This window comes from Paenibacillus sp. EB106-05-06-XG162 (genome assembly GCF_058791655.1).
Genome location: NZ_JBYTDT010000001.1, coordinates 276,830 through 302,375, shown reverse-complemented (window position 1 = coordinate 302,375; position 25,546 = coordinate 276,830). Strand labels below are relative to the sequence as shown.

Here is a 25,546-nt window from a genome sequence, read left to right as displayed (position 1 = left end):
CAAGGTCGGCTTTTTAGATTCTACTACTACCTATTCAATAATTTTCGATGCGATCGCAGCTAAGTCTTTGATGTCAATGACATTGTCGCCATTGATATCCATCTTCTTCACCTGTGCCCAATCAGGACTGGAAGATGTTTTGCCGTAATGAGCCGCCACCATCGCCAAATCTCCGATACTAACCTTGCCATCGCCATTCACATCGCCCGGCTTCGTCGCGATAACCGATGCTTTGAATGTGTCCAGCGCCTGCTGCAAGGCTTGAATTGCTGCAGCCACTTGGTCCACGGTTGCACTTGCGTTATTCGCGACCGTTTGAGCCGCTTTAATGGCCGTTAGTAATTTCGCCTTCGAACCTGTTGGGTACTGACCGATTTGCGTACCTTCTACGGCCGCATCGTAAGCTGCTTGCGCCGTACGAATCAGGTTATTCAGCTCTGTCTTATCACTTGGAGCTGGGTTCACTTGGATGGCCAACGAGGACACGGCAATGTTTGATTCCGCTCCCACATGGTCTCCCAATGTTGCATTGCTAATCGAAATCGTTCCTTCCGTCATTTGCGATACTTTTTTCGCCTTGAAGGTCAACTCCAGCAATTGCTTATCTCCAGTAATCGCGTGACCCGGACCCTCACTCGCCAGAATAAACCGCAGCTTGCCTGGGGTATCTTTGCCCGTCTGAAGAAGATTCACGCCATCTTCCAAAGACTTCGCCGACACGAATTCCATCACGTTTGCATCATAATTCATCGCTAAATCTTGGGCATACACGCTCTGCGTGACATTTTCGACGCCAAGCTGCAGCTTGAACTCTTTATCACCTTGAACCGTATCGTCACCGCCGAGAACAGCTGTAGGTTCCTTCGGAATCGCGGTTGAAGTAACAATGAATTCACGCACAATGACCCAATATTCCTGCGTTCCCGTCACACGAATGCGAACGAATCTCGCCTTCTGATTATCCAGCGGAACGCTGATCTCCGACTTCTCCTCTAACGTCGCAAGCTGTGTCCAGTTGGCTCCATCGACCGAATATTCCAACACACCGTGATGGACATAGTCGTTCACGCTGCCGCTCTTGCTCATTAATACCTGAACGTTGGACACCTTGCGCACCTCATTCAGATCCACCCCAATGACATCATTGATTGCCGGGGAATTGTTGCTCCAGAAGTACGTATTCAGATTGCCATCGAGCATTTTGTCTGGCGTATTCGTCTGATAGGTGCCCATCGTCGTAATCGGGAACGGTTTGGAGGTGCCGACGCCGAGCCACGTATCATTCTCGCGAATCGCTCGCGACATAAAGTCCTCGAACACTTGGTTCGCTTTCGCTTTGGTAATCGCATTGATCTGCGTTCTTACATTGTTCAGCGCCGTACGATGCTCAGCCGACTGCTGCTTGTTGTTCCGCTTCTGAGACAACAGCATTTGCGTCGCTTCTACGCCCGCTTGACCGTACAACTCGTATTTGTTCAGATAGAACTTCGTTTCATCGATGAAATCCGGATTGTTCATGCCGCTGCGGAGTGTAGCAGGCGCTTGCTGCAGCTTCGTAAATTCTGCAATTAGCTGGTTCGCTGCATTGGTAATGCTTCCTCCCCCAATAAAGACCGTCCACAGATTATCGATTTGAGGCTTAATCGTTAATGATTCTTTCGCATTGAGCGGAGAGGAATAATTATTCTCTGCGAAAATACGAAGTGCATCAGCAACCTCACCGCCGAAGCGTTTCAAGCTCAGCTGCCACGCTGTCTCAGGATTATACGCCGCTGGATTCCACAAATAATCGGCAATGGTGAAAATCGCAATTTTGGACGCTTCCGCCTCATTCATTGGATTCGTCGTTAGACCAATAATGCCATGATCAGCAAGCTCTGCATCCCGATTGTAGAGCGGGCCTAAGTACAACCGATCCCGTGCATAATCATTCACCGGGAAGTTATCCCAGATCAACAGATCATGCTTATAAATTGCATTCGCCTTATCCGCATCGGATGCCGAAATGCCCGCTGGAACAACAGCCGATCCTGTCCATTGGACGATAATGCTCGGATCCACCAAGGCAGCAAATCGGTTAATATAAGCGGTCGCCGTAATATTCGCATAATCCGTTGGGACGGTAATCAGACGATGAGCTCCTGCGTGCTTATCAATGAATTCCGTCTTGAATCGATTGAGCAGAAAGGCTTGCGCAGCAGCGACCGGATTCGTGTCGCTGTTGAATTTAGTCTTATCGGCATTACAACGTAATGTCTTATCGATATCGTCCAGGAAAATCGCGAACGAGCGAACACCAACATCCCACATCGCTTGCGCTTTGGTCGTCAGCGCCCCAAAATCTGCATCATCGGAGAAGCAGACGCTATTTCCCGGCGAGATGGCAAAGACAAGTTCCACATGATTCTCCTTCGATCGCTGAACGAGCTCGGCAATCTCTGCTAACTTCGCAGCCGGATAGGCTTCACGCCATTTATCACGGTGATACGGGTCATCTTTGGGCGCATAAATGTACATATTCATTTTTTGCTGGCCATAGAAATCGATTTGGCGAAGACGATCCTGATGGGACCACGGGTCGCCATAGAATCCTTCAATCGAACCACGCCAAGCCATTTTCGGCCAATCGCGAATGGTTACGGACGGAATGCGATAAGCGCCGTCCTTCGCTGTAATCAGCTGACGAAGCGTCTGTGCCGCATAGAAGGTGCCTAGTGTTGTCTTCCCGGCGAGCACGATTTTGGGCTTGCCTGATGTATCCGTACCGGAAGCCAGGACATACCCCTCATCCTTCAAATCATCCGGTCCCGCAGCCCCAAGAGATTGCAGTGCAGCTGCTGTCGCTTGATTCTCTGAAGCTCCTCCAACCCATACATTGACGGGTGAATTCGGAACTGCAGAATCCTGGACACGATTGATATTCTGCACGCCAGCCTTTCGCAGTATCTCTTCGACGCTCTGGACCGCAGCCGGGTCCGATGTACTGCCTGTTACGATACCCACCTCAGACGGAATGACGAATCCATCCCCAGTCGATTGAATGGATTGCGGTATGGGCGAAATTTCAGGCAATTGGGATGCTTCTGCGGCGGAAACCTTTGAACCTTGCATCGTAAACATCGGTATGGCAAGTGCGAGTGCAAGCACGAAAGAAATCGAACGAGACCTGGTCTTCTTATTCTTATTTGACTTCGCATAGTTCATGAACAGAGCACCTCTCTATCAATTCATTGTGTCATGCCATCATGATCGATCTATGATGAGCTTATTCTCCCCCCCTTTCCACGTCACGAAAAACGCAAAAAGCACGAACCAAAGAGTGACCTCTTTAAGCTCGTGCCCGGCTTCACCCGGTTACACGCTTGGACAGGCGTATTTCGTTATCGATATGTAGATACCCACTTCACGATCGAAATCTTAAGACCAAGACCATGTACCGAAAAATGTAACGCTTACAGTCTTCAATGTTAAAGTAATCAAGATTTGAAATCATTTCAATACATTCGACAAAGGTTCTTATGGATCAACATCTTGTCTGCTTTTTCACGTGCAAATCAGAATTTATTCCGCTCCAACCTCGAACGGCCATCGCGTTAATTCCACGTTCATCGTCTCGCCCAAATAAATCATGTCATACTCGCCTGGGGGAAGTTCGATATGCTCGAACGTCAATACCCCATCCGGCTGCTGTATCGTATTCGTCAAGATCGAAGCGATCGGTTCGATTTGGCGAACTTCATTCGGCACAGCCCCCCTTGGAAATATACCAAACGCATCCTTATTGAGCGAACCTGTATACGTGACTCGAATCGCCTCTCCGACGAGGTAACTTCGCTTATCTAGCTGCATGGTTGGGTTGCTGAGTGTCAGATCCGGATCCGTCTCAGGATCAATCATAGGGATTTGTGGCGGTAGTGAAATGCTGTACTCTGCTTCGCTAACCCATGCCCCATTCGCAAAATCCCTACCTCTGAGCAGAACCTTGTCATCATAAACTTCCACGTAGTATCCCTGCGAACCATCCTTATGCGCATCCTCATCCGTCCATAGGTAAGCTGTCGAAGGTACGTTGAACAATGTCGCATATTTGGCATGATACATCGTATCCTTGGCACCCAGCTCCCAGTGGGTATGTCCCGTGAACAGGATGGATTGCGGATACTTCGATAGAATCGTCTTCAATTCGCGATCCTGCCGAATGCCATGCCAACCAAACCGCGTCTGCGCACCTGCGACCGTGTTCATCATCGGTTCATGCACGAAAATGAAGATCGGCTTATCCGCTACCGCATTCTCCGCTATTTTCTGCTCGAACCAAGCAAGCTGCTCTTCCGATAGATAGGCACAATCTTTCAAGGGCTTCTCTGTCCCTAGGAAAATAAAATGATAACCCTTAATCCAGAAATCATAATACTGCTGATCGATTCCAGTCGCTTCTCTGAAGCTCGCCATTCGTTCCTCAAAATCGGCCCACCGAACGTCGTGATTTCCTGTTGTAAAATACATCGGCGGTAAACCTTCCTTGTTGCGATCCCAAATCTCTGCCATTGTCTTAAATTGACCGGGTAGACCACTATCAGTCACATCGCCCACATGCATAATGCCGTCACTATCCGGTGCCGTCTTCCGTATATCCTTGAGCGCTCGATCGAAGTTAATAGAATAGATATCGTTCAGATCTTCAGCAACATGCGTGTCAGAAATCACTTGAAAATGAATGTTCGGTTTCATCCTAATCCTCTCTCCTCCTAAATGCTCGTCTGTATATCTCACCATAGGTGAGCGGCATTATGGCTCATGCCTCCATTTTATACCAATGAGACAATCATGATAACCCGTAAATACGACATTGGATGAAGAAAGTTTTTGTAGCAAATCGAAGGTTTTGTCGAATATAGTCAAATAAGAAAAACCCCTCTGGCCAACAGCATGAAATCTACTTCGCTGTTAACCATGAGGGGATTCTCTTGTCCACTTCGGACGATTTCATTACTTATAAATTCGCATCCAGCGAAGAATCTTCCTGTGGGATCGATGCCGTATTAGTCATATGCTGGCTAGTTGTTTTTTCGTCTATCGTTTGATGATCCATGTCTAATATCCAACTTTTTATCGCTTGACTGATCTCGGCAGCGGCTTTGGTTGGGAGCTGATGCTTCTCTTGCTCCAATACGATCAGCTTCCATTGCCGAAGATGATGCTGCAATATTTTACGGTAACGGTTATAGCCTTTGTCTTTTGCCCCATATAGCAGTAAGACAGGAGAGCTGATCATCACAAGCTGATTCGTGCAGTTGTAGTTCAGAGCGGATCGGTAATACTCATGAATATTCTGCATGTTGCCTCTTTCTGAATCCTGTAGCAGGTGACGAAATGTATGGACCTGGTCGGAATTCCCCCACGCAATCCCCCACATCAACAGACGAAACGTCGGCCGCCATGCAGATAGTCCCATCGCGAGCTTAATCCGGCTTCGGAGTACAATATCGCTGACCTCGGACATCGCGCTAATCAAGATGCCGCCTGCAAAACGATCCGGATAATCAAGCATGGCTCTTAATGCAACGCCTCCTCCGGTCGAGTACCCGGATACATAAGCTTGATGGATCTGCAGGTGGTCCAGCAATCGGACGATATCCTGGACAATTAATTCATAAGTGACCGGCACGGGGGACGCGTGACTTCTGCCATGTCCCCGAACATCGAAGGTGATAATCTGAAATTGATCGGACAAATACGCCTGCTGGTATTTGAAATTCGCGCTAGTCAAAAGCGGAGGATGGATAAATACGATCGGTATGCCTTGTCCGGATACTTCGTAATATAGCATGGTGCCGTTAATGTTCTGAAGAGGCATCTCCAAATAGCTCCTTTAGGCAACAGAATGAGTGATTCTGCTATATTATGCGTAATGACCGATTGGAAAATTCTTATATCCGAGCGATATTCATATCAACCTGCTTGCCTGTTCGTCTGGATTCATAGATGGCTTCAATGATTGCAAGGTTTGTTAATCCGCTGACTAGCAATATAGCGTTCTCATCGATTGCAATAGAATAAAAAAAGAATCTCGCCAATTGCGACGAGATCCCCCCATATCCATCTTTCTTACCGAATCACCTGCGCCAGCTCCGTGAAAATCACACCTAGCGCATAGGCTCCCGCATCCGGGTACCCGATGCTGCGTTCACCCACCGTACCCGCTCTTCCCATCCGAGCCACGATCGTCTCGGTGTTCTTCGCGCCTTGGACCGCGGCTTCGGCCGCTTTTACAGTTGCGGTCTTAAAATCCTCGCCCTGTCTCGCGCTCTCCTGCCAGGATTCTGCATACGGAACGAGTGCATCGATTAAAGTCTTATCGCCCACGACAGCGCCGCGTCCGAATGATCTTGCTCCCGTGTCTTGAATTCCTTTAACGACGGCCGCCATCATGTCCGCGAACGCTTCAATGGACAAGGTCTGCTTGTCCCCCACCTGTCTACTTGCTGCCCGGAAGGCCGATCCCCAGATCGGACCGGATGCACCCCCACAATGCTCCATAATGATCAGCGAGCATGCATCCAAGAAGCTTCCAATACTACCGCTGCTATACGCCAGAATATCCTTCCACTCCGTCTTCAGCTGCTTGAACCCTTTGGCAACACTCATCCCAAAATCTCCGTCACCTGCATGGGCATCCAACTCGCAGAAAGGGACCTCATTTTCAATAATGATCTCACTCATCTGATCAATGAGATACACCATGTTCTGAAGCGAGAGTTGGTTATCTGTCATCGTCGCCCAAGCTGGGTCGCTCTCGTTCTTATAAGATACGCGGGTTTCTGCCGCATTTGGTCGATGCACAACTTCTGTGTACTCCACGGTTTCAAACGGCTCATGTACGCTTAACGCCGGTGTATCGCATGGTGCCGATATCCACTGCTTCAGCGTTGCATCGAGCTTCATCAGGGTCACCGATGCGCCTGCCATATCGATACTCGTCATATAATTGCCGACAAAACCTTTGAAGATCTTAACACCCTTCGCCGTCAATTCACGTGTCACCGAATTATTGAGCAGATACAATTCTTGAAGCGGCGTAGCACCGAACCCATTAATAAGCACCGCCACTTCTTGCTCGGCTCCCTCACCCATTTGCAAATTCGCAAGCAATGCCGTCACCATACGATGCGCCAGCTCATCCGCAGAGAGGATACGCTCACGACGGATCCCCGGTTCACCATGAATGCCCACGCCGTACTCCATTTCCCCCTCTTCGAGTTGGAAGGTCGGGGTGCCTTTTGCCGGAACGGTACAAGAGGTATATGCAAACCCAATACTGCGAACGTTATCGATCGCATGCTGTGCCGCTTCCTTCACTTCCTGCAAAGATAAGCCCGCTTCCGCCGCAGCTCCTGCCACTTTATGAACCAGAACGGTCCCTGCAACCCCTCTTCTTCCCACCGTATAGAGGCTATCTTCGACTGCGATATCATCATCGACTTTGACATAATCAACTTGAATCCCATCTTCACCCGCAAGATGCGCAGCATTTTTGAAATTCATAATATCGCCGCTGTAATTTTTAATGATTAGCAGCGTCCCTTTGCTGCTCGCCGAGTTACGAATCGCTTGATAGACCTGAATCTGCGAAGGCGAAGCGAACACGTCACCGCATACCGCGACATCGAGCATCCCTTTCCCGACGAATCCAGCATGCGCGGGTTCATGTCCACTACCGCCGCCACTGATTAAGGTGACCTTCTCACGATTCGGCGCTTTCTTCGAGATGATTTTATACTTGCTGTCAAAAGCAAGATTCGGATGTGCAAGCACAAGTCCGTTACACATTTCCCGAACAAGCGTCTCGGGTTGGTTGATGATTTTCTTCATGTTATTCGCCTCGATTCCGTTTGTATTCACGTCCAATCTGATCGGCAACTCGAATCGCCGCCGCCACCGCTTCCACCGTAATCGGGAATGGCATCGAATGAATGGATTCTTCTGCAATACATGCTTTCTCGGCCACCTGCAACAATTCCTGCTGCGTCACCTCGTCTACGCCGATGTCAGCTAAACAAATCGGTAAACCTATAGAAGCACAGAACGCGAGCACTTCATCGATTTCCGCTTGATCCGCATTTTCCAGCACCAATTGCGCAAGCGTACTGAAGGCAACTTTTTCCCCGTGGTAGTAGTGATGCGTTCCTTCGAGCATCGTTAATCCGTTATGAATGGCATGGGCTGCCGCCAACCCGCCGCTCTCGAACCCGAGTCCCGACAATAGAATGTTCGTCTCAACAATATTCTCAAGGGCCGTCGTGACAACGTTCTGATCACAGGATAGTTTGGCTTTCACACCATCTTCTAATAACGTCTCGTAGCATAATTTTGCAAGAGCCAATGCTGTCTTCGTTCCTTTTGCTTCGCCACAAGCCCCTTCACGAACGCCGCATGGCAAGCCCGCATTCACGTTCGAATAAGACTTTGCCGTTGCTCTGGCTTCAAAATAGGTCGACAGCGCATCCCCCATTCCGGCCACAAGAAATCTTGTCGGCGCGTTCGCGATCACCGTCGTATCGATCATGACCACGCTAGGGCTTTGCTTGAAATACGCATAATCATCGAACGCGCCTTCTGGCGTATAGAGCACGGCAGAATGACTTGTCGGCGCATCGGTCGCTGCAATGGTCGGTACGATGATCAACGCTTCACCTTCGGCAACGCATTTCGCCGTATCAATTGCTTTTCCCCCGCCTAATCCGATCGTACAAGAACATTGATGTTCCTTCGCCAAAGCTTGCAGACGTGCCACTTCTTGTCTCGAACACTCGCCTTGGAAACCGCTTTCAACGAGCGTGATGTCATATTGTTGACTTGTAAAAGCAAGCTTATCTTTCACACGCGCTACATCATCAGGGTGGGCAATCAATAAGGCAGATTCTCCAAATGTCCGTACAAAATAACCAAGGTTCCGAAGCTCATCTTCCCCTTGAACATATTTGGTTGGGCTAATAAACGCTCTTCTCATAACGAATTCCTCCCTAGTTGAATATAGCTCTATTATAGGCTTGTCCCTCAGCAGATTCATGGAAAGATCCGTGCGAATTCAAGCGTTTTCAGATCGAATTATTTTGTCATTTCCCTGTAAAATAGTAGAATCTTGTCCTAGTGTCCCCAAAATCGCGTATAATAGAGGCAAATCAGAATACGATGAATGTGGTGAAAAAACGATGATGGTAAAATCACGTTATGATCTTGAACGAATAATAGATATGGACAAATGGCATAAGCTGCAGGACTCACTCTCCCTCGTCACCAAAATGGCGATCATCACGGTCGATTACAAAGGGGTTCCCGTGACCAAGCACAGCTATTGTCAATCGTTCTGTCAGGGGGTACGACAAGATCCCTTCCTCGCGCAATATTGTCAGAAATGCGATGCACGTGGCGGCTTGGAAGCGGTTCGACTGAACAAACCTTATATTTATCGCTGCCATTTCGATATCCTGGACATTGCGATTCCGATTATTATCGATAACCAATATATCGGTGCAATCATGGCGGGTCAGATCAAGCTTCGTGACGAAGACGCCCCCCTGTTGGAGAGAATCGTATCCCGTCCATCGAATGCGGAGACGAACAACAAATTCCGACACCTGAAGGAAGACTATCTCGCTCTGCCCGTATTGTCTTACGAAGAGGTGACGACGATAGCGGACATGCTGTTCCACTTGTGCACGTATATCGTCGAAGAGGCGATACATAAGAATGCAACGATCGATATGTACAAGAAAGCATTATCGTTCGAAGCGGATCCCTCTCTCGATGAGATGAACACGTCGGAACGCACGCATCGTAATATTCAGGCTATTCAGCACGAACTATCCAGCGCACTGATTGAGACCAAAGTCAGACAATCCGTTGCCCAAACCTTCCATGCCTCTAATCCTGCGCTTCAACCAGCCTTTGATTACATCTATGCCCATAAGAATGAGAACTTCACGTTGCAATCGATGGCGCAGCAATGTCATATGAGCTCGAGTTATTTCAGCCGCATGTTTACCAAAGAGACAGGAGAGAATTTCTCGGTCTTTACTGCTAGACTTAAGATAGAATGGGCCAAGCAGCTCTTAGAGACTTCCGACCTCGCCGTGAATCAAATTAGCGATGAGCTCGGCTTTTGCGATGCGGGTTATTTTATCAAAACCTTCAAGAAGTTCGAGAACTTAACGCCTGCCGTATACCGTACGGTATACACGAACAAATCTACCGAGTGAAATACTGCTCGTCTGGAGCACATCCCATAAGCCGAAGCTTGTTCGGACCGTGGTTCACAAAAAGGGCAGCCTGAAAATCAGGCTACCCCTTTTGCAATGTTGCTATCGTTAATACTGATTTGCCTCAATACGAAGATCCAACTCTGCACCTATTCTACTATATACATAGATTTTCCAATCTCCACGAATTCCAATCGCAACTTGTTCTTCAAAATGCTGTACTCTCTGCGAACCGCCGCGAATCGCAATATCCGATACAAACTCCGAATCATTACGCTTGATGGTCATATACACCGTATCTTTACCCTTATTCTGAACTTTAACGATCATATTTTTACCATTCTGAGCTGTTGTCGTAAATAAACCCTGATACGCTCCTCTACCCCTATGGCGAACAGGAGAAATCAGTTGACTATCACTTAGAACGATTTCTTGTTTCGAAGGAACTTCCATCATTATGGTATTCGATGTTGCTGATGTTTCAGATGCAGGTAAAACTGCAAAAATAGGAGATAGGATACAAACAACGACTATCCATGCAAGAAGTTTTGTTTTTCTCATTCGTTATTACAACCTCCGATAGTTCATAACTAGTAGAAAAATTTGTTAATAATTCCACCTTTATTATGAATGAGGGAGATGAATTTGTGAACTATTAACTTCTTGCAATGGTTAACAGCCACAAATCCCAGTGCGTAATAGTCTGCTAGATGCTGCTCATCGTCTTCTCATGCTGCAGCAGCCAATCTTTGCGCGACAATCCACCGCCATAACCGCCCAAATCGCCATTCGAATTAATAACACGGTGGCATGGAATCACGATGGCTAGCTGATTCGCCCCGTTCGCTTGAGCCACAGCGCGGAAAGCCGTCGGTCTATCGAGGGTTACCGCAATATCAGAGTAGGAGCGCGTCTCCCCGGGCGGAATTTGCACCAATTGATCCCATACACTTTTCTGAAACGGAGATCCGAGTAAATGATGCGGCGTCTTGAACGCCTTCAACTTACCGTCAAAGTACTGCGTCAACTCCTGTTCAATCGATTGAATCGGCTTCGTAGTGCCCGGAATAATCGCCGATTTCGTCCGCAGTCGAAGTCGCTCCACCTCCCGCTCTAAACCCCGCCGATCTACAAATTCTAATAAATATAGCGCATGCTCATCCGCAATCGCGACCATTGGGCCAAGCTTCGTATCGATCCAAGTAGCTCTAAGCACTTTGCTGTCATCGAGCATCGTAGGCGCTGCGCCCATAATGCGAGAGAACGCATCTCTAAACCCACTGCTGGACTCATAACCCGATGCTAATTGGGTATCAATGACCGTATGCCCTGCTTTAATGTTCTTGAATGCAAGTCCCATGCGGCGGGCGCGTGCATATTCGATAAAGGTCATGCCGAAGCGCTTCTTGAATTGTCGACGCGCGGTCGATTCATCCATGGACAGATCTCTAAAATCTTGGGTCTTCCAACGTTTCTCCGGGTTCTGCTCCACCGCTTCCACGAGCTGACGAACAACATCGGAAACTTGGTTCGGATGGGACAAGGGACGACAGCGTTGACAAGGCCGAAACGATGCCAGGAGCGCCTCCTTCGCAGTCTCATAAAATTCGCAATTCTCAAACTTCGGTTTCCGAGCGGGACAAGTCGGACGACAGAATACCCCTGTGGACTTGACACCTACATAAAATACACCTTCGTATTCTGAATTTTTCTCGATTAATGCTTGATAATATTCGCCGTACCGTGCAGTAGGAATCATTGCAGCACTCCCTAATATGTGTTGTTGTCCTTATTATAGCCATAACCGGGCCGGGCCGTAACCGAAAATCAGGCATTCATTTTTTTGTCTTGTACGCCTATAACAAGTCGCCAAAAAATCCCCGCCAACCTTCAAAGGTCGACGGGGATTTAGCAATTGTCATTTCAAATTGATTTTACTTATCTTACTTCATTACTTACAATCTTCTTGCTTACAATCACCATGATAACCGCCAAGACAAGAAAATATACCGGCATCACGATGAGAGAACCATTATGCAAATAGCTCATTCCGGTCGTTATAAGACTGACGATCAGATAATAACCCAATCCAAAAATAGCACCTGCTGTTCCCAGTACGTCACTGTACTGCACCAATGCCAAACTCAAGCAATTCGGAATCGCCATACCAATCCCTAACAGGAGGATAAAGATGCAGGCGATGATAAGCCACATATGGATAGCAGATGGGCTTATTCCGGACAGCACAAGTCCTGTTAGACAGACGGCTCCTACCGTCGTCACCATGGAACCGATCAGAATGATATGCGTCGCCGAGAATTTGGTTAACATGCTTCGGGACAGCATCGCACCGATGATCGAAGATAACGCTACGAATATACCTAGAAACCCAAACACACCCGGTTTAATATGGAAATATTCGATAAAAATAAAAGGAGCTTCTGCGTAATAGCTGAACAGGATCCCATTCGTAGCACCGATGAGGAAACCAAATCCCCATATTCTACGATCCTTCACTAGACGACTAGCTACCGAAAGTGTACTGATCTTAGTAACTGTGGTCGATACTCTTGTCTCAGACAGCGAAAAGAACGTATACATCAAGATACCAACACTCATCACCACAAGAGTCAGGAACACCGACCTAAAACCAAAGGATTGATCGACCCATCCGCCAATGAGTGGACCGATCGCCGGCGTGAATGCAAGCGCTGCAGAGATTTGTGCAAATACCGCATGACGCTTCGCTCCATCGATGCTCTCGCGCAGAATGGTCTGTGTCACAGCAGAACCCGTACTCGCACCAAAAGCTTGAATAAAGCGGCTGACCAATAACCATTCAACGGAACCGGATAAATAACATCCCAAGCTCCCTACACCATAGACAACAATGCCCCACAGCATGGCTGGACGTCGTCCGATGGCATCAGATAACCTTCCCCAGCAAAAAACACCAAAAGCAAATCCTAGAAAATAAATGCTAAGCGTCAGCTGAATCATGTTGCTGCTGGCATGGAGATGATTCGCGATATCCGGTAATGAAGGTGTATAGATCGTTTCGCTAATTTGCGGGAAACCCACAAGAATAATAAATAAGAACAAAGACGGCGTTGAGATTTTTCTTTCCACTGCAAATACCCCCTATAATTTTCGAAAATCTCAAAAACGACTAAGGGTTGTTAGGGAATCGGGGGTTTGCATTTAATCAATCTAGCAAATGAGAGCATCTTATTTTCACCTTTACAATTCTTATATAGGGGGGTATATCTATCAAGCATTATAGCAATAATTCCAAAATCGCACAAAAAAGCCCGGACCAACAACCCTAAAACAAAAGGGGCTGTCCCTAGGCCATTTTCATGGCTTTTGAGACGGCCCCTTACATTAATGATTATTGACTAATCGAACCATTTGGATATAACGTCGTACCCCCTATTGAAACTTTGATATTGCTGGATAATGGAACGTTCGTTTCATCAATCACGGTTCTCCACCAATCCCACGCAAGACCTGTACATTCTTTGGCGTGAATTTTGATGTTCTTGGCATTAGGAGGAAGTGGAATCTCTGTCGAGAAATGCGCTGTTTTGTCTCGACCATTTCCTTCCCACGTTTTGTGCGTAATGATTTCTTGTCCATTTGCATCAAATGTAAATTCATCCCAAGATACGTCAAACTGAGCTACATATGCACCGCTGTGATCAAGTGTAATTTTACCTCTGGTATATTCAGTCGTTTTGGTCTCAATATATTCCGTATTGTTGTGAACAGCAGCAAGGGAATTGTCTTTCAAGAATACACTCGTATACGAAATGGGGTAAGCTGGATTTTTACTGCTAAATTGTGCATTGTCCTTAATTACATTTTGGATGACACTAAAGTCTTTCGTGACGATCTGGTTATGTGTTTGTGCATCGCCGCCTAATACAACAGCTGTAAATGAACTTTCATCATAAATATCTTTGTACTGTCCACTACCACTAACTTGGATATTAGGATTATTGAGCAATGCTTTAAATGCCGTCTGTACATCACTACTCTTCGAGGTTGTCTCCAATTTCACATAAATGGTTCTGCCATAAGCTACGTTGGATACCATCAGTGGCGGAGCCTCATTACTTACCCCTTTACGGGCTAATTCAGCAAACGTCACACTATTATCAAAAAGGTCCGATGGATTATTAGGAAGTGTTGCACTTACCGTATAAAAGATTTGCTTATAAGCAGCGACCATCACTTTTTTCTCGCCGCTTGCTACTGCGTTAAAGTCGATTCCGAGCGTATTGTTAAGGTATTGCGCGTTCACATTAAGTGTACTGGCAATTTGATTTTTGCTGTACACCATCGATTCTGCATACTGTAATCTTGCAGGCAGTGTATGTGTGTTCGAGTACTTGTCAACCCAAGTCGACACGAGCTGATCAACGGCACCAGAAACACTGCTGAAATTTGGATTTTGAACCGTAATTGTATTTTCACTCTTCAACCCAGGTAGATCAATGCTAATATCTAATGGTTTTCTCGCTGCCATAACCAGACTAGGCTGATTATTCGCAAAATCTTCATTGGCAAGCTGTATTGCACCTGGATACGTGCGATTCGTGATCGAATCAATTATGGAAATATCTACGGGTGAGGTTGCGAGTGATTTTTTATCCCGCTCAACCACGATAAATTTGCCATTGGACTGGGTACCTTCTTTGGGAACGAAACTACTGATTTGATCGCCATTGACAGCCAAAACTTCATTACGATTGTAATTTAGGCCTGCGATCCCAGTATCAATATCATTAGGCACGTACGCTTCAGCGAATGAAATACTAGAGAAAGTGAATACGCTTACACTTACTAACAGACTACATAACCATTTCGCTCTATTAACACGTTTTTGAGTTTTCATATATATTCCCCTCCTATATTTATATTGTATAGCAGTAGGATCCTACACTATATATATCGGTTTTTTGGTAGAAAAGTTGATACATTTGTAGCAAAAAAATATTACAAGGGCTACATTTTGTTTCACTCACGCTCCATAATCATGTGAAAAAGCCAGATCCATAAAGGGACCTGGCTTCCGTTTATCGGTACAAGCGATGTCTACCAAATGCTTACGCGGTCCTCAGGGGCCACGTATTGCGCATCCTTAGCCGTTACGCCATACGTTTTGTAGAATTCTTCAAAGTTCGAAATCGTGCGGTTAACGCGAACTTTATTCGCGGAATGCGTATCAATCGTTGTCATATACGCAGCGATTTCCTTGGTCATCGTAGAACGCCAGATCGTTGCATATCCTTCGAAGTAGGCTTTATAATCCGGATTCGTAAGCTGAGAAGCCACTTGAAGGGATGTCGCCATGCCGCCAATATCCGCAATATTCTCACTTACCGTTAATTGACCGTTATTGTAAGCGCCAGGAACAACTTCAATGTGATCGTAGAATTTAATCACTTCTTCACACTTCGCTTGGAACTTCTTATAGTCTTCTTCTGTCCACCAATTCACCGCATTGCCGTTCTCATCATAAGCAGCGCCTAAATTGTCGAAGGCATGACTGATTTCATGCGCAATGACCATTCCGATCGCACCCAAATTCGCTTCAGGTTTCGCTTTAATATCATAGAAAGGCGCTTGCAGAATACCTGCCGGGAACACGATTTCGTTATTCATTGGGTTATAGTAGGCATTTACATCATATACAGCCATAATCCATGCGCTCTTATCGACAGCTTTGCCAAGAGATGCTTTCATCATCGTGCTGTATGCTTTGGTAATGGCAACCGTGTTGGAGAACAGGGAACCACCATTGTCAGCCGTCTTAATCGAGACTGGATCTAACGCATTGCTCCATTGATCCGGGTAACCGATCTTAACGGTCATTTTCTTCAGCTTCTGAATCGCTTTGGTCTTCGTCGTCTCCGACATCCAATCTAGCGTTTGAATACGTTTCTCGTACGTCGCGATAAACTGCCCTACCATCTTCTCAACATCCTGCTTCGCTTCCTTCGTGAAATATCGCTTCACGAATTCTTGTCCAAGGTAGTCGCTCATCATAGCTTTTGTTGTACTTACTGCAATTTGCTCGTTGGTTTTCTCACCTACAACACCATATAGATCCGCGCTGAATTGATTGCTCGCTTGGATGAAATCATCCGACAGCATGCCGCCTGTCCTCATAAGGAACATGGACTTCGCGTAAGATTTCAACGTGCTAAGATTCGCCTCTGTGAGTACCTCTGCCGACTTGTTCGCAAGTCCGACATCCGTCACAATAATTTTATCGGCTTGATCCAATTGAAGATCCTTCATCATTTGCGCCATATCAACGGTTTTGAATAGGGCCAGGAACTTCTCTTTTGTGTAAGGATTGTAGAATTTGTTCACATTGCCTTGATCTTGAATATCCATCGCTGCTGCGGCCAGATCTTTCTCGAATGCGAATACAGCTTCGGCCTGCGCTTTCGCGGATTGCTCTTTGTCACCTGACAAGACAAATAACTTCGTTAAATAGTCTATGTATACCTTCTTCGTCTTCTCATCACCGGAGACATAACTGTTCTTGTCGAGTCCCATGCCAAGGCCGGAGAAATAGAGCGCATTAACGGAGCTGTTCTTCGCATCAGCCATCACGGCAAATGACATGAGCGGGCCCATATTGGTCGCTTTGTTGATCTCATTATTCGCCTCGAACAATTCCTTGATCGTCGTCGCTTTATCGAGGGCTGCTAGGTAAGGTGCGATCGGCTTGATGCCTTCTTGATTACGGCTCTTCATATCGAGGGCAGATTTGTAGAAATCCGCAATTTTCTGCTCTTTGGAGCCTGCTGCATTCTGCTGCTTCACTAGTTCATCGATAATGCCTTTTACTTTCTCTTCATTCGAAGTCATGAGTTCGTTAAATACGCCATTTCCCATTTCGCCCGCAGGAATCTTCGAAGCATTCAACCATTTCTTATTAATAAATTCATAATAATCATCACGTGGATTCGATCCATTCAACGCGAAAATGCGGTTCGCGAGAGTACGCAATTGTTCCTTCGTCACGCGGTCCGATACGCCGAGACGACCATCCGGATAACCGCTCAGGATCCCTGCTGAAGCCAGCTTGGCAATATCATTTTGTGCCCACTTCGGCACATCCGTAAATGCTGCAGCCGTGTTCCCTACACGTAAATCATTACCTTGCGGCGCAGGTAGATTCGAGAACGCACGGCTAAGCATAATCAATGCCTCAATGCGGGATACCGATTGATCCAGGTTCAAGTTCCCTTTGGCGTCGCCTTTCAAAATATCCTCTTTCTTCACGCCCGGATTGTAATCATCCGCTGCACCGAGTAGGTAATCCACGACTTCCCCACGTGTTGCATATGGTTCTGCTTCTTGTGCAAATGCCGATACCGGCACCATCAGCAGCATGCATGTGGAGAGCAGGATCGCTAATCTCCTTTTCATTCCGTAAAACCTCCTATAATTTGGTATAACTTCAATGCTGTTACCTTCATGATGAATTGCAGGCTTGTCAACATCGTCAATGCTATTTATTCTCCAAGTATACCCAGCAATCCTCTTATGGATTTGGATATTTCGTGAAAATTAGGGCTTAATCGACTTTCATTCCATTCGTCGGGACATCGAAATACCTGGTTTTGGAAGGCAGCAAAATGCATACGCTGAGTAGAATACCTAATAGAGTCATGAAAATAACGCCTGTAATGACAACGAGCTGGATGGGGATCAAATCAGCCGCGACACCCACCGCGAAGGTCGTCATCATAATGAGGATCGCTTCGATAAATCCATTCACGCTGCCTACCCTACCCATAATTTCGATAGGAATATTGTTCTGATAGAACGTAGAAAAACCGGAATTCACAAATGCAAGGCAGAACGCTAGGACGAAAAATCCAATGGCTGCTGCAAGAAATGACGCCGAACTCGCGTAAATGAGATAACCCGCACATACGCCGAGCGTTCCGAATCCAATCATATATGAGGTCGCAATCTTCTTCACGACAAGCGTGTTGACACTTGCCCCAACGATGATACCCGCTCCCGCGATACTCACCAGAACGCCGTAGTCACTTTCAGACAATTGAAGTACCACTTTGGCAAATGTCGCTTCAAGCGAATCGACAGCCGAAGCCATGACCACCAAAAGGAATCCTGGTCTTTCCTCAATGATAGATGAATACTCGATTAAATCATCCAACCCTCATAGGCGAACAACACACTTGTAATAAGCAAAAAAGCCTCGCCACTAATGGCAGGGCTCTTCTTGTTATCTTATCTTTTGTACAATACCGGGAAATAATCATTCGCGAAAGGTTGCCCATTCACAGGACGCGGCCCAAGCAATCGGATGTTATCGTGGCGCTGAATGCCGGCACGGTAACCCGTTCCTCCCTTCATTACATGCGCAACGACGGACAGACGCGGATCATTCGTCGTGTTCGGACCTGAACCGTGGAACGTCAGTCCATGGTGGAAGCTTGCTTGACCAGCTTTGAGAATACACGGCTCTTCGACCCAGTCACGGCCTCCCGCATATTTCTGCTTCAATTGATCCATGTCTTGATTGAAGAACGAGTTGCTATCCGGGATCAGTCCCCACTTATGGGACCCCAAGATCGTCATCATGCCCCCGTTCGTTAAATCCGTGTCCTGAAGCGCGATCCACACTGTAATCATGTCAGGCGTGTCCGAGCACTGCCAATAGGCATAGTCTTGATGCCAGCCAACATTGCCTGACTCCGTCGTCTTGTCACCGACGCCCGGCTTATAAATAACCTGGTCGTGCCATAGACGAATTTCATTCGCTTCTAACAAGTCAGCGCAAAGTTGTCCGATGAAGGGATCCGTTACGACGTTACGAACCTCGTCATTAATCCACCATCCGTTGTCGAATTTGCGCAGCGCATCGGGATTGCTGTTGAGATAGAGCGGATTCATAGGCTCCCCATCGCCGTCATACTGCCCAGCCCAAATCCGTTCATGCGCCTCTCGCAGACGTTCGATTTTCTCGTCGTCGATCAGCTTCGGACTGATCCAGTACCCGTCCCGATTGAACGTTTCCTTATCCTCTGCCGTAATTGTATACTGACGTTCTGCTTGTAAAGTCAATGAAATCTCCTCCTCCAATGTGATTAACATCATATTAACCGCTCATGACATCAATTGACGTTCACAAGATTACAAAGTAGGATGAGAAACAAATGAACATACACAGAAACATCATCGAAGGAGAGGATCGCTTGCCACGTTGGGCCTACAATATCGAAATCAATCCCCCCATCCCGTTGGTACCTGAGTTCGTCATGTTCGGAAGCGATGAAATTCGTAAAGCGCTGCCGCTCTTCGAGCATGAACACCCGGGATGTTACGAATTCGTCCTCATTGAACGTGGAAAAGCCAGTTGGGAACTGGGAGACTGCGTATACGAGACGCAAGCTGGTGACGTATTCCATACACGCCCCGGAGAGAAGCATCGTGGCGGCTTCGACGTGATCGAGCCTTGCAAATTCTGGTGGTTCATTGTAACCGCCCCCCATCATCAAGGTTGGCTTCGACTCCCACCGGAGGAGAGCCGGATCATCGAACAATCGCTCGCACGATTGCCAAGAGTCGTTCAGGTCGGATTGAACCCTGTTGATTCGTTGAAGAGGTTCAAGAAAGCACTGATGGATAGCAGTCCGATGCGAAGCATCGCGGTACGCCATGCACTGGTTGACTTGATGCTAACCATGACACAGCCCGTCACCGGCACGCGGACCGTCGCAGATGATCTATTGTGTCAATTCGATCGGCTTATCGCCAAAATCAACCAAGAACCGGAATGGCGGCCTTCCGTTGAAGAGTTGGCCGCGTCCACAGGTGTCAGCGCTTCCCATTTCTACCGTACATTTCAGGAATATACCGGTGAGCCGCCCATCACGTTCATCGAACGGCTTCGTGTGAAGGTCGCTTGCCGCCTACTTACGGAAACCCAAGATTCCGTTACAGAGATTACCTATCGGCTAGGCTATCAATCCAGTCAACATTTTGCTACGGTATTCAAACGTTGGGTCGGCGTGACCCCCACCCAGTGGCGGAAGACCCGCAGTGGAAGCAGATCGCCTAACTAAATTATTCATCTATCTATGAATAAGGCCAAAGCAACGACGATGAAGGCACAAAAAAGGAGAACGCCTCTATGCGTCCTCCTTGTATAGGAATAAAACAAATTACAACTTGATCACCGAATGATTTTTTATGAGAATCTAACGAATCCTACGCACGCAATTCTCGGTTTTACGCGATATTTCATCGCAAAAAGCCGCAATAGCGTTATTAGGATTCGTTAGCTACAATAAGCTGCTCATTTCACGCCAATAAGGCTCGTACGATTCGTTAGCGACTGCGTCAGGGTGTGAGGTCATTTAAACAATGATAAGAGGCACGGCACCTACAAAATCCCGTCCGGCTTCAGCCAGAACTCGAACTGTAGATGCTGGTTCGAAGGAATCCGGTACTCCTCATGGACCGGCGCGCCCCAGCTATCATCCCCGCCTACGCCCATTTGTCGGCCGGCTACCGTGATGACGGTGTAATGTACCGGCGGCAGCTCATAATGATGCTGCGCATGCTCCAGCTCGAACGCCGTATAAGGTGAGATGGCGCATTCGACCGGATGCTTCGGATTCGCGTGTATCGCGATTCCCGCACCATCGGCATCCAGCACGCGAACGCGGCGAACGCCCATCCGATTGCCCGACTCCTGTGGCACGAGGTAAGCAGCGACATTGTCCTCCGCCCGATTATCGAAGCTGCAGAGCCTTGCGCCATGACAGCGGTCCGCGTAATTCTCCTCTGGCCCCATCGCGTACCATTGCAATTGATGGTATGCAGCTGGCACCTTGAAGCTAAGTGCGAAGATCGGCAGATCCGGCAGTCCTTCCAGGCCTGGATACGCCGCTTGCACGCGTAAGCTGCCATCGCGATGCACCATATAGGCGACGGTTGTCCGCGCCTCCGCACTCACGCTCAAGGCATATGTGAACAGGACAGTCACACCGTCCGCTTGCTCCGTGAACTGCACATCGATGCATTTCGGCGCCAGGCTGGCCGCGTACCAAGCCGCCGCATGGAAGCCCATCTCCGTTCCGCGGTCATTATCCGTCGTCCCCCGCCAGAATAAAGGTTTAGGCGGTGCCGCGATCATTTCGCGGCCTGCGTAGTTCACTGAAACGAGACTGCCTAATTGCTTGGAGAAGATGATCGAGAAGTCTCTGCCGTGAACGCCGATGTTGACATCCCCGTGGACGACGCTCAGTCCCGCTGAGCTGCCATCCGCCACAGCCAGTGTCGACTCAGCCCCTGCAACGCCCCCCACCTGGAATACATACTGCCCGAATGCCACCTCATGGCCGGCATCGGCCCACATCGTGCTCTCTTTCAACCTGAGGGAAACATCGATCCAATATTCCCCCGAAGCAAGCGTGCTCGTATCGAACCACATGGGCAGACTTTGTTCCGTCTGGGGGGCAATCACCGGATGAAGCACACGACGCTCCAATGCGATACCTTCACGATACAGAATGCATTCCAGTTCATACCCTTCCGTGCCGATGAACAAATTTCCATTGATGACCTTCACGCTATCCCTATCCGGTATCAGCTTCACGTTCTGGTAGAGCGATTTGACTTCCTGCATCTTCGGCGACAGCGTCCGGTCCGCATAGACAATTCCGTTGCCGCAGAAGTTGTAGTCCGTGGGCCGATCGCCGTAATCCCCACCATAAGCGAGATATTCGTTACCGAAGCGATCAACATGGATTAAGGACTGGTCCATGAAATCCCAGATGAATCCGCCCTGATACATCAGATATTTGTGCTCAAGTTCTGTGTACTTGTGCATGCCCCCAAGTGAATTGCCCATCGCGTGCATGTACTCGCAGGTAATGTATGGCTTCGTCGGGTTGTCATTCAAATAAGCCTCCACATCGGCGACCTTCGCGTACATTCGACTCTCCATATCACTCGTTTCGTTGAACCGGCGATCATGGAATACCCCTTCATAATGCACCAATCGCCCCGGATCCACTGACCGGAAATACTGAGATACCTGATAGATCACTTCACCGCCATACGACTCATTGCCGCACGACCAGATCAGGATCGATGGATGATTCTTGTCCCGTTCGAACATCGACACAGCTCGATCCATGACGATGTCCCGCCATTCCGGTCGGTCGCCCGGAACGACCCATGACGGCTCGACGGCGCCCAGCTTCTGCCACGAACCATGACTCTCCAGGTTCATCTCATCGATGACGTAGATGCCGTATTGATCACACAATTCGTACCAGAGGCTTTGATTCGGATAGTGGGAGGTACGAACCGCGTTCAGATTATTTTGCTTGAGCGTACGGATATCGAACAGCATATCCTCCTTCGTAATCGCACGGCCGCGGCGGCAGTTGAACTCATGGCGGTTCACCCCTTTGAAGACGATCCGCTTCCCATTCAGATGCATGACCTTATCGATCATCTCAAATTTGCGGAAGCCGACTTGCTGCGGCACGACCTCCACAAGCTCGCCGAGCTCGTCATAGACTGAGACCAGCATAAGATAAAGCTGAGGATCCTCGGCGCTCCATAATCTCGCCTGCGGCACATCGATTTGAACGGAAACTTCATCGGCTGCATCCATGCGCGCCATCCCGACAGGACGACGATCCGCGTCCAATAATTCAACCTTGATATGCCCTTTCATATCGCCTTCCAACTTGAACTGCGCCTTCAGTTGTCCCGACGTGTATTCCGCATCCAATTCCGTCTTCACCGCTACATCACGGGCATGCACCTTCGGCACCGTGTACAAATAGACATCACGGAATATACCGGAGAACCGCCAGAAATCTTGATCTTCGAGCCAACTGCCCGTGCTGCGCTGATAGACCTCAACAGCCAGCTTATTGACGCCATCTTGAACAAATGCAGTCAGATCGAATTCCGCAGGCGTGAAGCTGTCCTCACTATAGCCGACAAATTGTCCGTTCAACCAGACATAGAAGGCTGACTCAACGCCTTGAAAGGAAATATACAGCGGCTGCCCGGCGAAATGCGGCGGAACTTCAAATTCCTTCACGTAACTGCCGACCGGGTTGCGCTGCTGCGGCAGCTGCGGCGGTCTCAGCGCCTCTATGCCGTCCCAAGGATACTGCGTATTGACATATTGGGGATGATCGTACCCTTGGAGCTGGATGTGTTCCGGAACCTCTATGAAGGACCAACCGCTGCAGTTGTGCTGGACCTGATAGAAATCCGCCGGGCGGCTGTCCGGGTGAACCGAATAAGCGAACCGCCATTGCCCGTTCAGATCATACCGCATGGACATCCCTGCATCTTTGAGCGCTTCCTCCTCCGTCCGGTAATAACGGTGGTCCGAATGAGCAGGCAGCCGATTCACTGCAAAGGTATGCACATCACTCAGCCAGTCTAAAGTAGGTGTCTTGATCTTCATTTTTTATCGCTCCTGTTCTATGCTTCTCTCACGCTACTATTTCACCGAACCCGTCATGCCTGCGACGAAATGCTTCTGCATCAAGAAAAATACCAGCGCTGTCGGCAGCGTTGCGATGACGATCGCCAGCATGATTAAGCCATAGTCCGGAGCATATCCCGAACCCAAACTCGAGATGAGCAGCGGAATCGTCCGCTGCTGCGGCGACTGAAGTACGATTAGCGGCCAGAGATAGTTGTTCCAGCTGGACATGAACGTGATAATGCCGGCAGCCGCATAGGTTGTTTTCATCGTTGGCATGAAGATTTTGAAGAAGATGCCGAGTTCGGTCAATCCGTCGATGCGGCCTGCCTCCACCATATCTTTCGGGAACATCTTCGAGCTCTGCCGGAAGAAGAAGATGAGGAACGCAGTCGTTATCGTCGGCAATATCACCGCAGACATCGTATCGATCCCGATCATCGGCGCAGCATTCGAAATGCTTGCAAACATCCGGTACAACGGTACCATTAAGGCTGCAAAAGGAATCATCATCGAAAACAGTAGAATGTTGAACACAACATCCTTCATCTTGCTCCGAAAAATCTCAAACCCGTAGCCTGCAAGTGATGCGAACAAAATGGCAAGAATCGTCGTCAAGATCGAAATTTTCGCCGAATTCCATAGGGCAGTGCCTAGATCCGTCGTATCCATCAGTTTCTTGAAATTCTCAACGAGATAAGTACCCGGAAGCAGTCTTCCTTTGGTCACATCAACGGATTTATTCGTTGCGCTGATGACGATCCATAAGAATGGAAAGATGGACACCAGCGCTGCAATACTGAGAAATAGATAAGTCAATATGCGCTTAACCTTCATCATTTTTCACCTGCCACTTTGAATTGAAGGATCGACAACACCACGATGAGAAGCACGATCGAATACGATACGGTTGCCGCATACCCGAAATCAGCCGTATATTTGAACGATAAGTTATAGATATACTGCGAGATCGTGAGGGTCGCATTCCCCGGGCCGCCTTTCGTAATGTTCAGCACCTCGTCGAATAACTGCAACGTACCAATCGTTGATGTGATCGAAGTAAACAGAATAATCGGCTTTAACATCGGAATCGTGATTTTGAAAAATTGCGTCACGGACGAGGCGCCGTCAATGCGAGCTGCTTCGTAGATCGAGTTGTCGACATTCTGAAGCGCAGATAAATAAAAGATCATATTATAGCCAGTCCACCGCCATGTAATCGCGATAATAATCGTAATCTTGGCCCAGAACGGATCGGTAATCCACTCAATCGGAGCCGTGATGATAGACAGCTTCATTAACATCGTGTTCACGAGTCCATTGATCCCGAACAAATACTTGAACACGACGGAATAGGCTACAAGGGATGTAACACACGGCAGGAAGATCGCCGTCCGGAAGAAACCTTTGAATCTCAGCGTGCTATCATTCAGCAGCACCGAGATGAACAACGCTAGCACAATCATGACCGGAACTTGAATAATCAAATAAATCGACGTATTCGTAAGTGCAGTCAGAAACGTCTTATCCGTTAACAATCTCTCGTAATTCGACCAACCTGTAAAAGCAAGATTCGCTCCTGTTCCAGTCTTGAAGGATAAAATAAGCGCTTCAAGCATCGGATAGAAGTAAAAAGCCATAATCATCAGAACAGCAACGAGTATAAAGCTCCATCCCGTAAACGCGTTTTTGGCGCGAATGCTAACTCCATGTTTGTCTGCTCTCATAGTTGAAAGAGCTCCTTTCCGCCTAGAAAAATAACACC

Annotated in this window: 18 protein-coding genes; 2 read left to right on the top strand and 16 right to left on the bottom strand. The window is 48.0% G+C overall.

Features of this window, described 5'->3' with window-relative positions; genetic code table 11:
- Positions 1–30: 30 nt before the first annotated feature.
- From AC3WU2_RS01010 to AC3WU2_RS00985, 6 genes are all read right to left on the bottom strand, one after another.
- Entirely contained in the window at positions 31–3,204 is a 3,174-nt protein-coding gene (locus AC3WU2_RS01010) for a beta-N-acetylglucosaminidase domain-containing protein (RefSeq protein ID WP_492450536.1), read from the bottom strand.
- A gap of 357 nt (positions 3,205–3,561) precedes the next feature.
- Positions 3,562–4,731 (bottom strand): metallophosphoesterase family protein, encoded by a 1,170-nt coding sequence (locus AC3WU2_RS01005; RefSeq protein WP_492450534.1) that lies wholly within the window; start codon positions 4,729–4,731, stop codon positions 3,562–3,564.
- A 262-nt stretch (positions 4,732–4,993) separates the two neighbouring features.
- The gene (locus AC3WU2_RS01000; RefSeq protein ID WP_492450532.1) at positions 4,994–5,857 is read right to left on the bottom strand and encodes an alpha/beta fold hydrolase; all 864 of its coding nucleotides are present in this window, start codon (positions 5,855–5,857) and stop codon (positions 4,994–4,996) included.
- A 73-nt stretch (positions 5,858–5,930) separates the two neighbouring features.
- The gene (locus tag AC3WU2_RS00995; RefSeq protein ID WP_492450530.1) at positions 5,931–6,077 is read right to left on the bottom strand and encodes a hypothetical protein; all 147 of its coding nucleotides are present in this window, start codon (positions 6,075–6,077) and stop codon (positions 5,931–5,933) included.
- A gap of 31 nt (positions 6,078–6,108) precedes the next feature.
- Positions 6,109–7,872: a dihydroxyacetone kinase subunit DhaK gene (gene dhaK, locus AC3WU2_RS00990; RefSeq protein ID WP_492450528.1), complete on the bottom strand. Its 1,764-nt coding sequence runs from the start codon at positions 7,870–7,872 to the stop codon at positions 6,109–6,111.
- 1 nt (position 7,873) lies between these two features.
- Positions 7,874–9,010 (bottom strand): glycerol dehydrogenase, encoded by a 1,137-nt coding sequence (locus AC3WU2_RS00985; protein ID WP_492450526.1) that lies wholly within the window; start codon positions 9,008–9,010, stop codon positions 7,874–7,876.
- 202 nt (positions 9,011–9,212) lie between these two features.
- On the opposite strand from AC3WU2_RS00985, the gene AC3WU2_RS00980 reads away from it, so the two are divergent.
- Positions 9,213–10,259: a PocR ligand-binding domain-containing protein gene (locus AC3WU2_RS00980; RefSeq protein ID WP_492450524.1), complete on the top strand. Its 1,047-nt coding sequence runs from the start codon at positions 9,213–9,215 to the stop codon at positions 10,257–10,259.
- Between the two features lie 108 nt (positions 10,260–10,367).
- On the opposite strand, the gene AC3WU2_RS00975 is transcribed toward AC3WU2_RS00980, so the two are convergent.
- The 7 genes from AC3WU2_RS00975 to AC3WU2_RS00945 form a co-directional block, all read right to left on the bottom strand.
- Positions 10,368–10,820: a hypothetical protein gene (locus AC3WU2_RS00975; protein ID WP_492450522.1), complete on the bottom strand. Its 453-nt coding sequence runs from the start codon at positions 10,818–10,820 to the stop codon at positions 10,368–10,370.
- 145 nt (positions 10,821–10,965) lie between these two features.
- Positions 10,966–12,018, bottom strand: coding sequence for a bifunctional transcriptional activator/DNA repair enzyme AdaA (locus AC3WU2_RS00970; protein WP_492450520.1), 1,053 nt, complete (start codon positions 12,016–12,018; stop codon positions 10,966–10,968).
- 179 nt (positions 12,019–12,197) lie between these two features.
- Positions 12,198–13,388, bottom strand: a complete 1,191-nt coding sequence (locus tag AC3WU2_RS00965; protein ID WP_492450518.1) for a multidrug effflux MFS transporter — start codon at positions 13,386–13,388, stop codon at positions 12,198–12,200.
- A gap of 262 nt (positions 13,389–13,650) precedes the next feature.
- A complete protein-coding gene (locus AC3WU2_RS00960; protein WP_492450516.1) occupies positions 13,651–15,159 on the bottom strand; it encodes a thiol-activated cytolysin family protein in 1,509 nt (502 codons plus the stop codon).
- A 200-nt stretch (positions 15,160–15,359) separates the two neighbouring features.
- The gene (locus AC3WU2_RS00955; protein WP_492450514.1) at positions 15,360–17,711 is read right to left on the bottom strand and encodes a M13-type metalloendopeptidase; all 2,352 of its coding nucleotides are present in this window, start codon (positions 17,709–17,711) and stop codon (positions 15,360–15,362) included.
- Positions 17,712–17,859: 148 nt separating this feature from the next.
- Positions 17,860–18,411: an MFS transporter gene (locus tag AC3WU2_RS00950; RefSeq protein ID WP_492450512.1), complete on the bottom strand. Its 552-nt coding sequence runs from the start codon at positions 18,409–18,411 to the stop codon at positions 17,860–17,862.
- Positions 18,412–18,542: 131 nt separating this feature from the next.
- Entirely contained in the window at positions 18,543–19,379 is an 837-nt protein-coding gene (locus AC3WU2_RS00945; protein ID WP_492450510.1) for a phytanoyl-CoA dioxygenase family protein, read from the bottom strand.
- 92 nt (positions 19,380–19,471) lie between these two features.
- On the opposite strand from AC3WU2_RS00945, the gene AC3WU2_RS00940 reads away from it, so the two are divergent.
- Positions 19,472–20,380 (top strand): helix-turn-helix domain-containing protein, encoded by a 909-nt coding sequence (locus AC3WU2_RS00940; RefSeq protein ID WP_492450508.1) that lies wholly within the window; start codon positions 19,472–19,474, stop codon positions 20,378–20,380.
- A gap of 320 nt (positions 20,381–20,700) precedes the next feature.
- On the opposite strand, the gene lacZ is transcribed toward AC3WU2_RS00940, so the two are convergent.
- Genes lacZ through AC3WU2_RS00925 form a run of 3 tightly spaced genes read right to left on the bottom strand, consistent with a single transcriptional unit; the run spans position 20,701 to position 25,508 of the window.
- Complete coding sequence (gene lacZ, locus AC3WU2_RS00935; protein WP_492450506.1) at positions 20,701–23,760, bottom strand: beta-galactosidase, LacZ type; 3,060 nt, start codon at positions 23,758–23,760, stop codon at positions 20,701–20,703.
- A 36-nt stretch (positions 23,761–23,796) separates the two neighbouring features.
- Positions 23,797–24,621: a carbohydrate ABC transporter permease gene (locus AC3WU2_RS00930; protein ID WP_492450504.1), complete on the bottom strand. Its 825-nt coding sequence runs from the start codon at positions 24,619–24,621 to the stop codon at positions 23,797–23,799.
- Positions 24,618–25,508, bottom strand: coding sequence for a carbohydrate ABC transporter permease (locus AC3WU2_RS00925; protein ID WP_492450502.1), 891 nt, complete (start codon positions 25,506–25,508; stop codon positions 24,618–24,620). Before AC3WU2_RS00925 ends, AC3WU2_RS00930 begins: the two co-directional genes overlap by 4 nt.
- Positions 25,509–25,546: the final 38 nt, after the last annotated feature.

Excerpts from the sequence above, each read along its gene's own strand:
- AC3WU2_RS00960 (WP_492450516.1), bottom strand. The coding sequence starts at position 15,159 with ATGAAAACTCAAAAACGTGTTAATAGAGCGAAATGGTTATGTAGTCTG.
- AC3WU2_RS00925 (WP_492450502.1), bottom strand. The coding sequence starts at position 25,508 with ATGAGAGCAGACAAACATGGAGTTAGCATTCGCGCCAAAAACGCGTTT.
- AC3WU2_RS00940 (WP_492450508.1), top strand. The coding sequence starts at position 19,472 with ATGAACATACACAGAAACATCATCGAAGGAGAGGATCGCTTGCCACGT.
- AC3WU2_RS01010 (WP_492450536.1), bottom strand. The coding sequence starts at position 3,204 with ATGAACTATGCGAAGTCAAATAAGAATAAGAAGACCAGGTCTCGTTCG.
- AC3WU2_RS01000 (WP_492450532.1), bottom strand. The coding sequence starts at position 5,857 with ATGCCTCTTCAGAACATTAACGGCACCATGCTATATTACGAAGTATCC.
- AC3WU2_RS00970 (WP_492450520.1), bottom strand. The coding sequence starts at position 12,018 with ATGATTCCTACTGCACGGTACGGCGAATATTATCAAGCATTAATCGAG.
- AC3WU2_RS00930 (WP_492450504.1), bottom strand. The coding sequence starts at position 24,621 with ATGATGAAGGTTAAGCGCATATTGACTTATCTATTTCTCAGTATTGCA.
- lacZ (WP_492450506.1), bottom strand. The coding sequence starts at position 23,760 with ATGAAGATCAAGACACCTACTTTAGACTGGCTGAGTGATGTGCATACC.
- AC3WU2_RS00985 (WP_492450526.1), bottom strand. The coding sequence starts at position 9,010 with ATGAGAAGAGCGTTTATTAGCCCAACCAAATATGTTCAAGGGGAAGAT.
- AC3WU2_RS00975 (WP_492450522.1), bottom strand. The coding sequence starts at position 10,820 with ATGAGAAAAACAAAACTTCTTGCATGGATAGTCGTTGTTTGTATCCTA.
- dhaK (WP_492450528.1), bottom strand. The coding sequence starts at position 7,872 with ATGAAGAAAATCATCAACCAACCCGAGACGCTTGTTCGGGAAATGTGT.
- AC3WU2_RS01005 (WP_492450534.1), bottom strand. The coding sequence starts at position 4,731 with ATGAAACCGAACATTCATTTTCAAGTGATTTCTGACACGCATGTTGCT.
- AC3WU2_RS00955 (WP_492450514.1), bottom strand. The coding sequence starts at position 17,711 with ATGAAAAGGAGATTAGCGATCCTGCTCTCCACATGCATGCTGCTGATG.
- AC3WU2_RS00980 (WP_492450524.1), top strand. The coding sequence starts at position 9,213 with ATGATGGTAAAATCACGTTATGATCTTGAACGAATAATAGATATGGAC.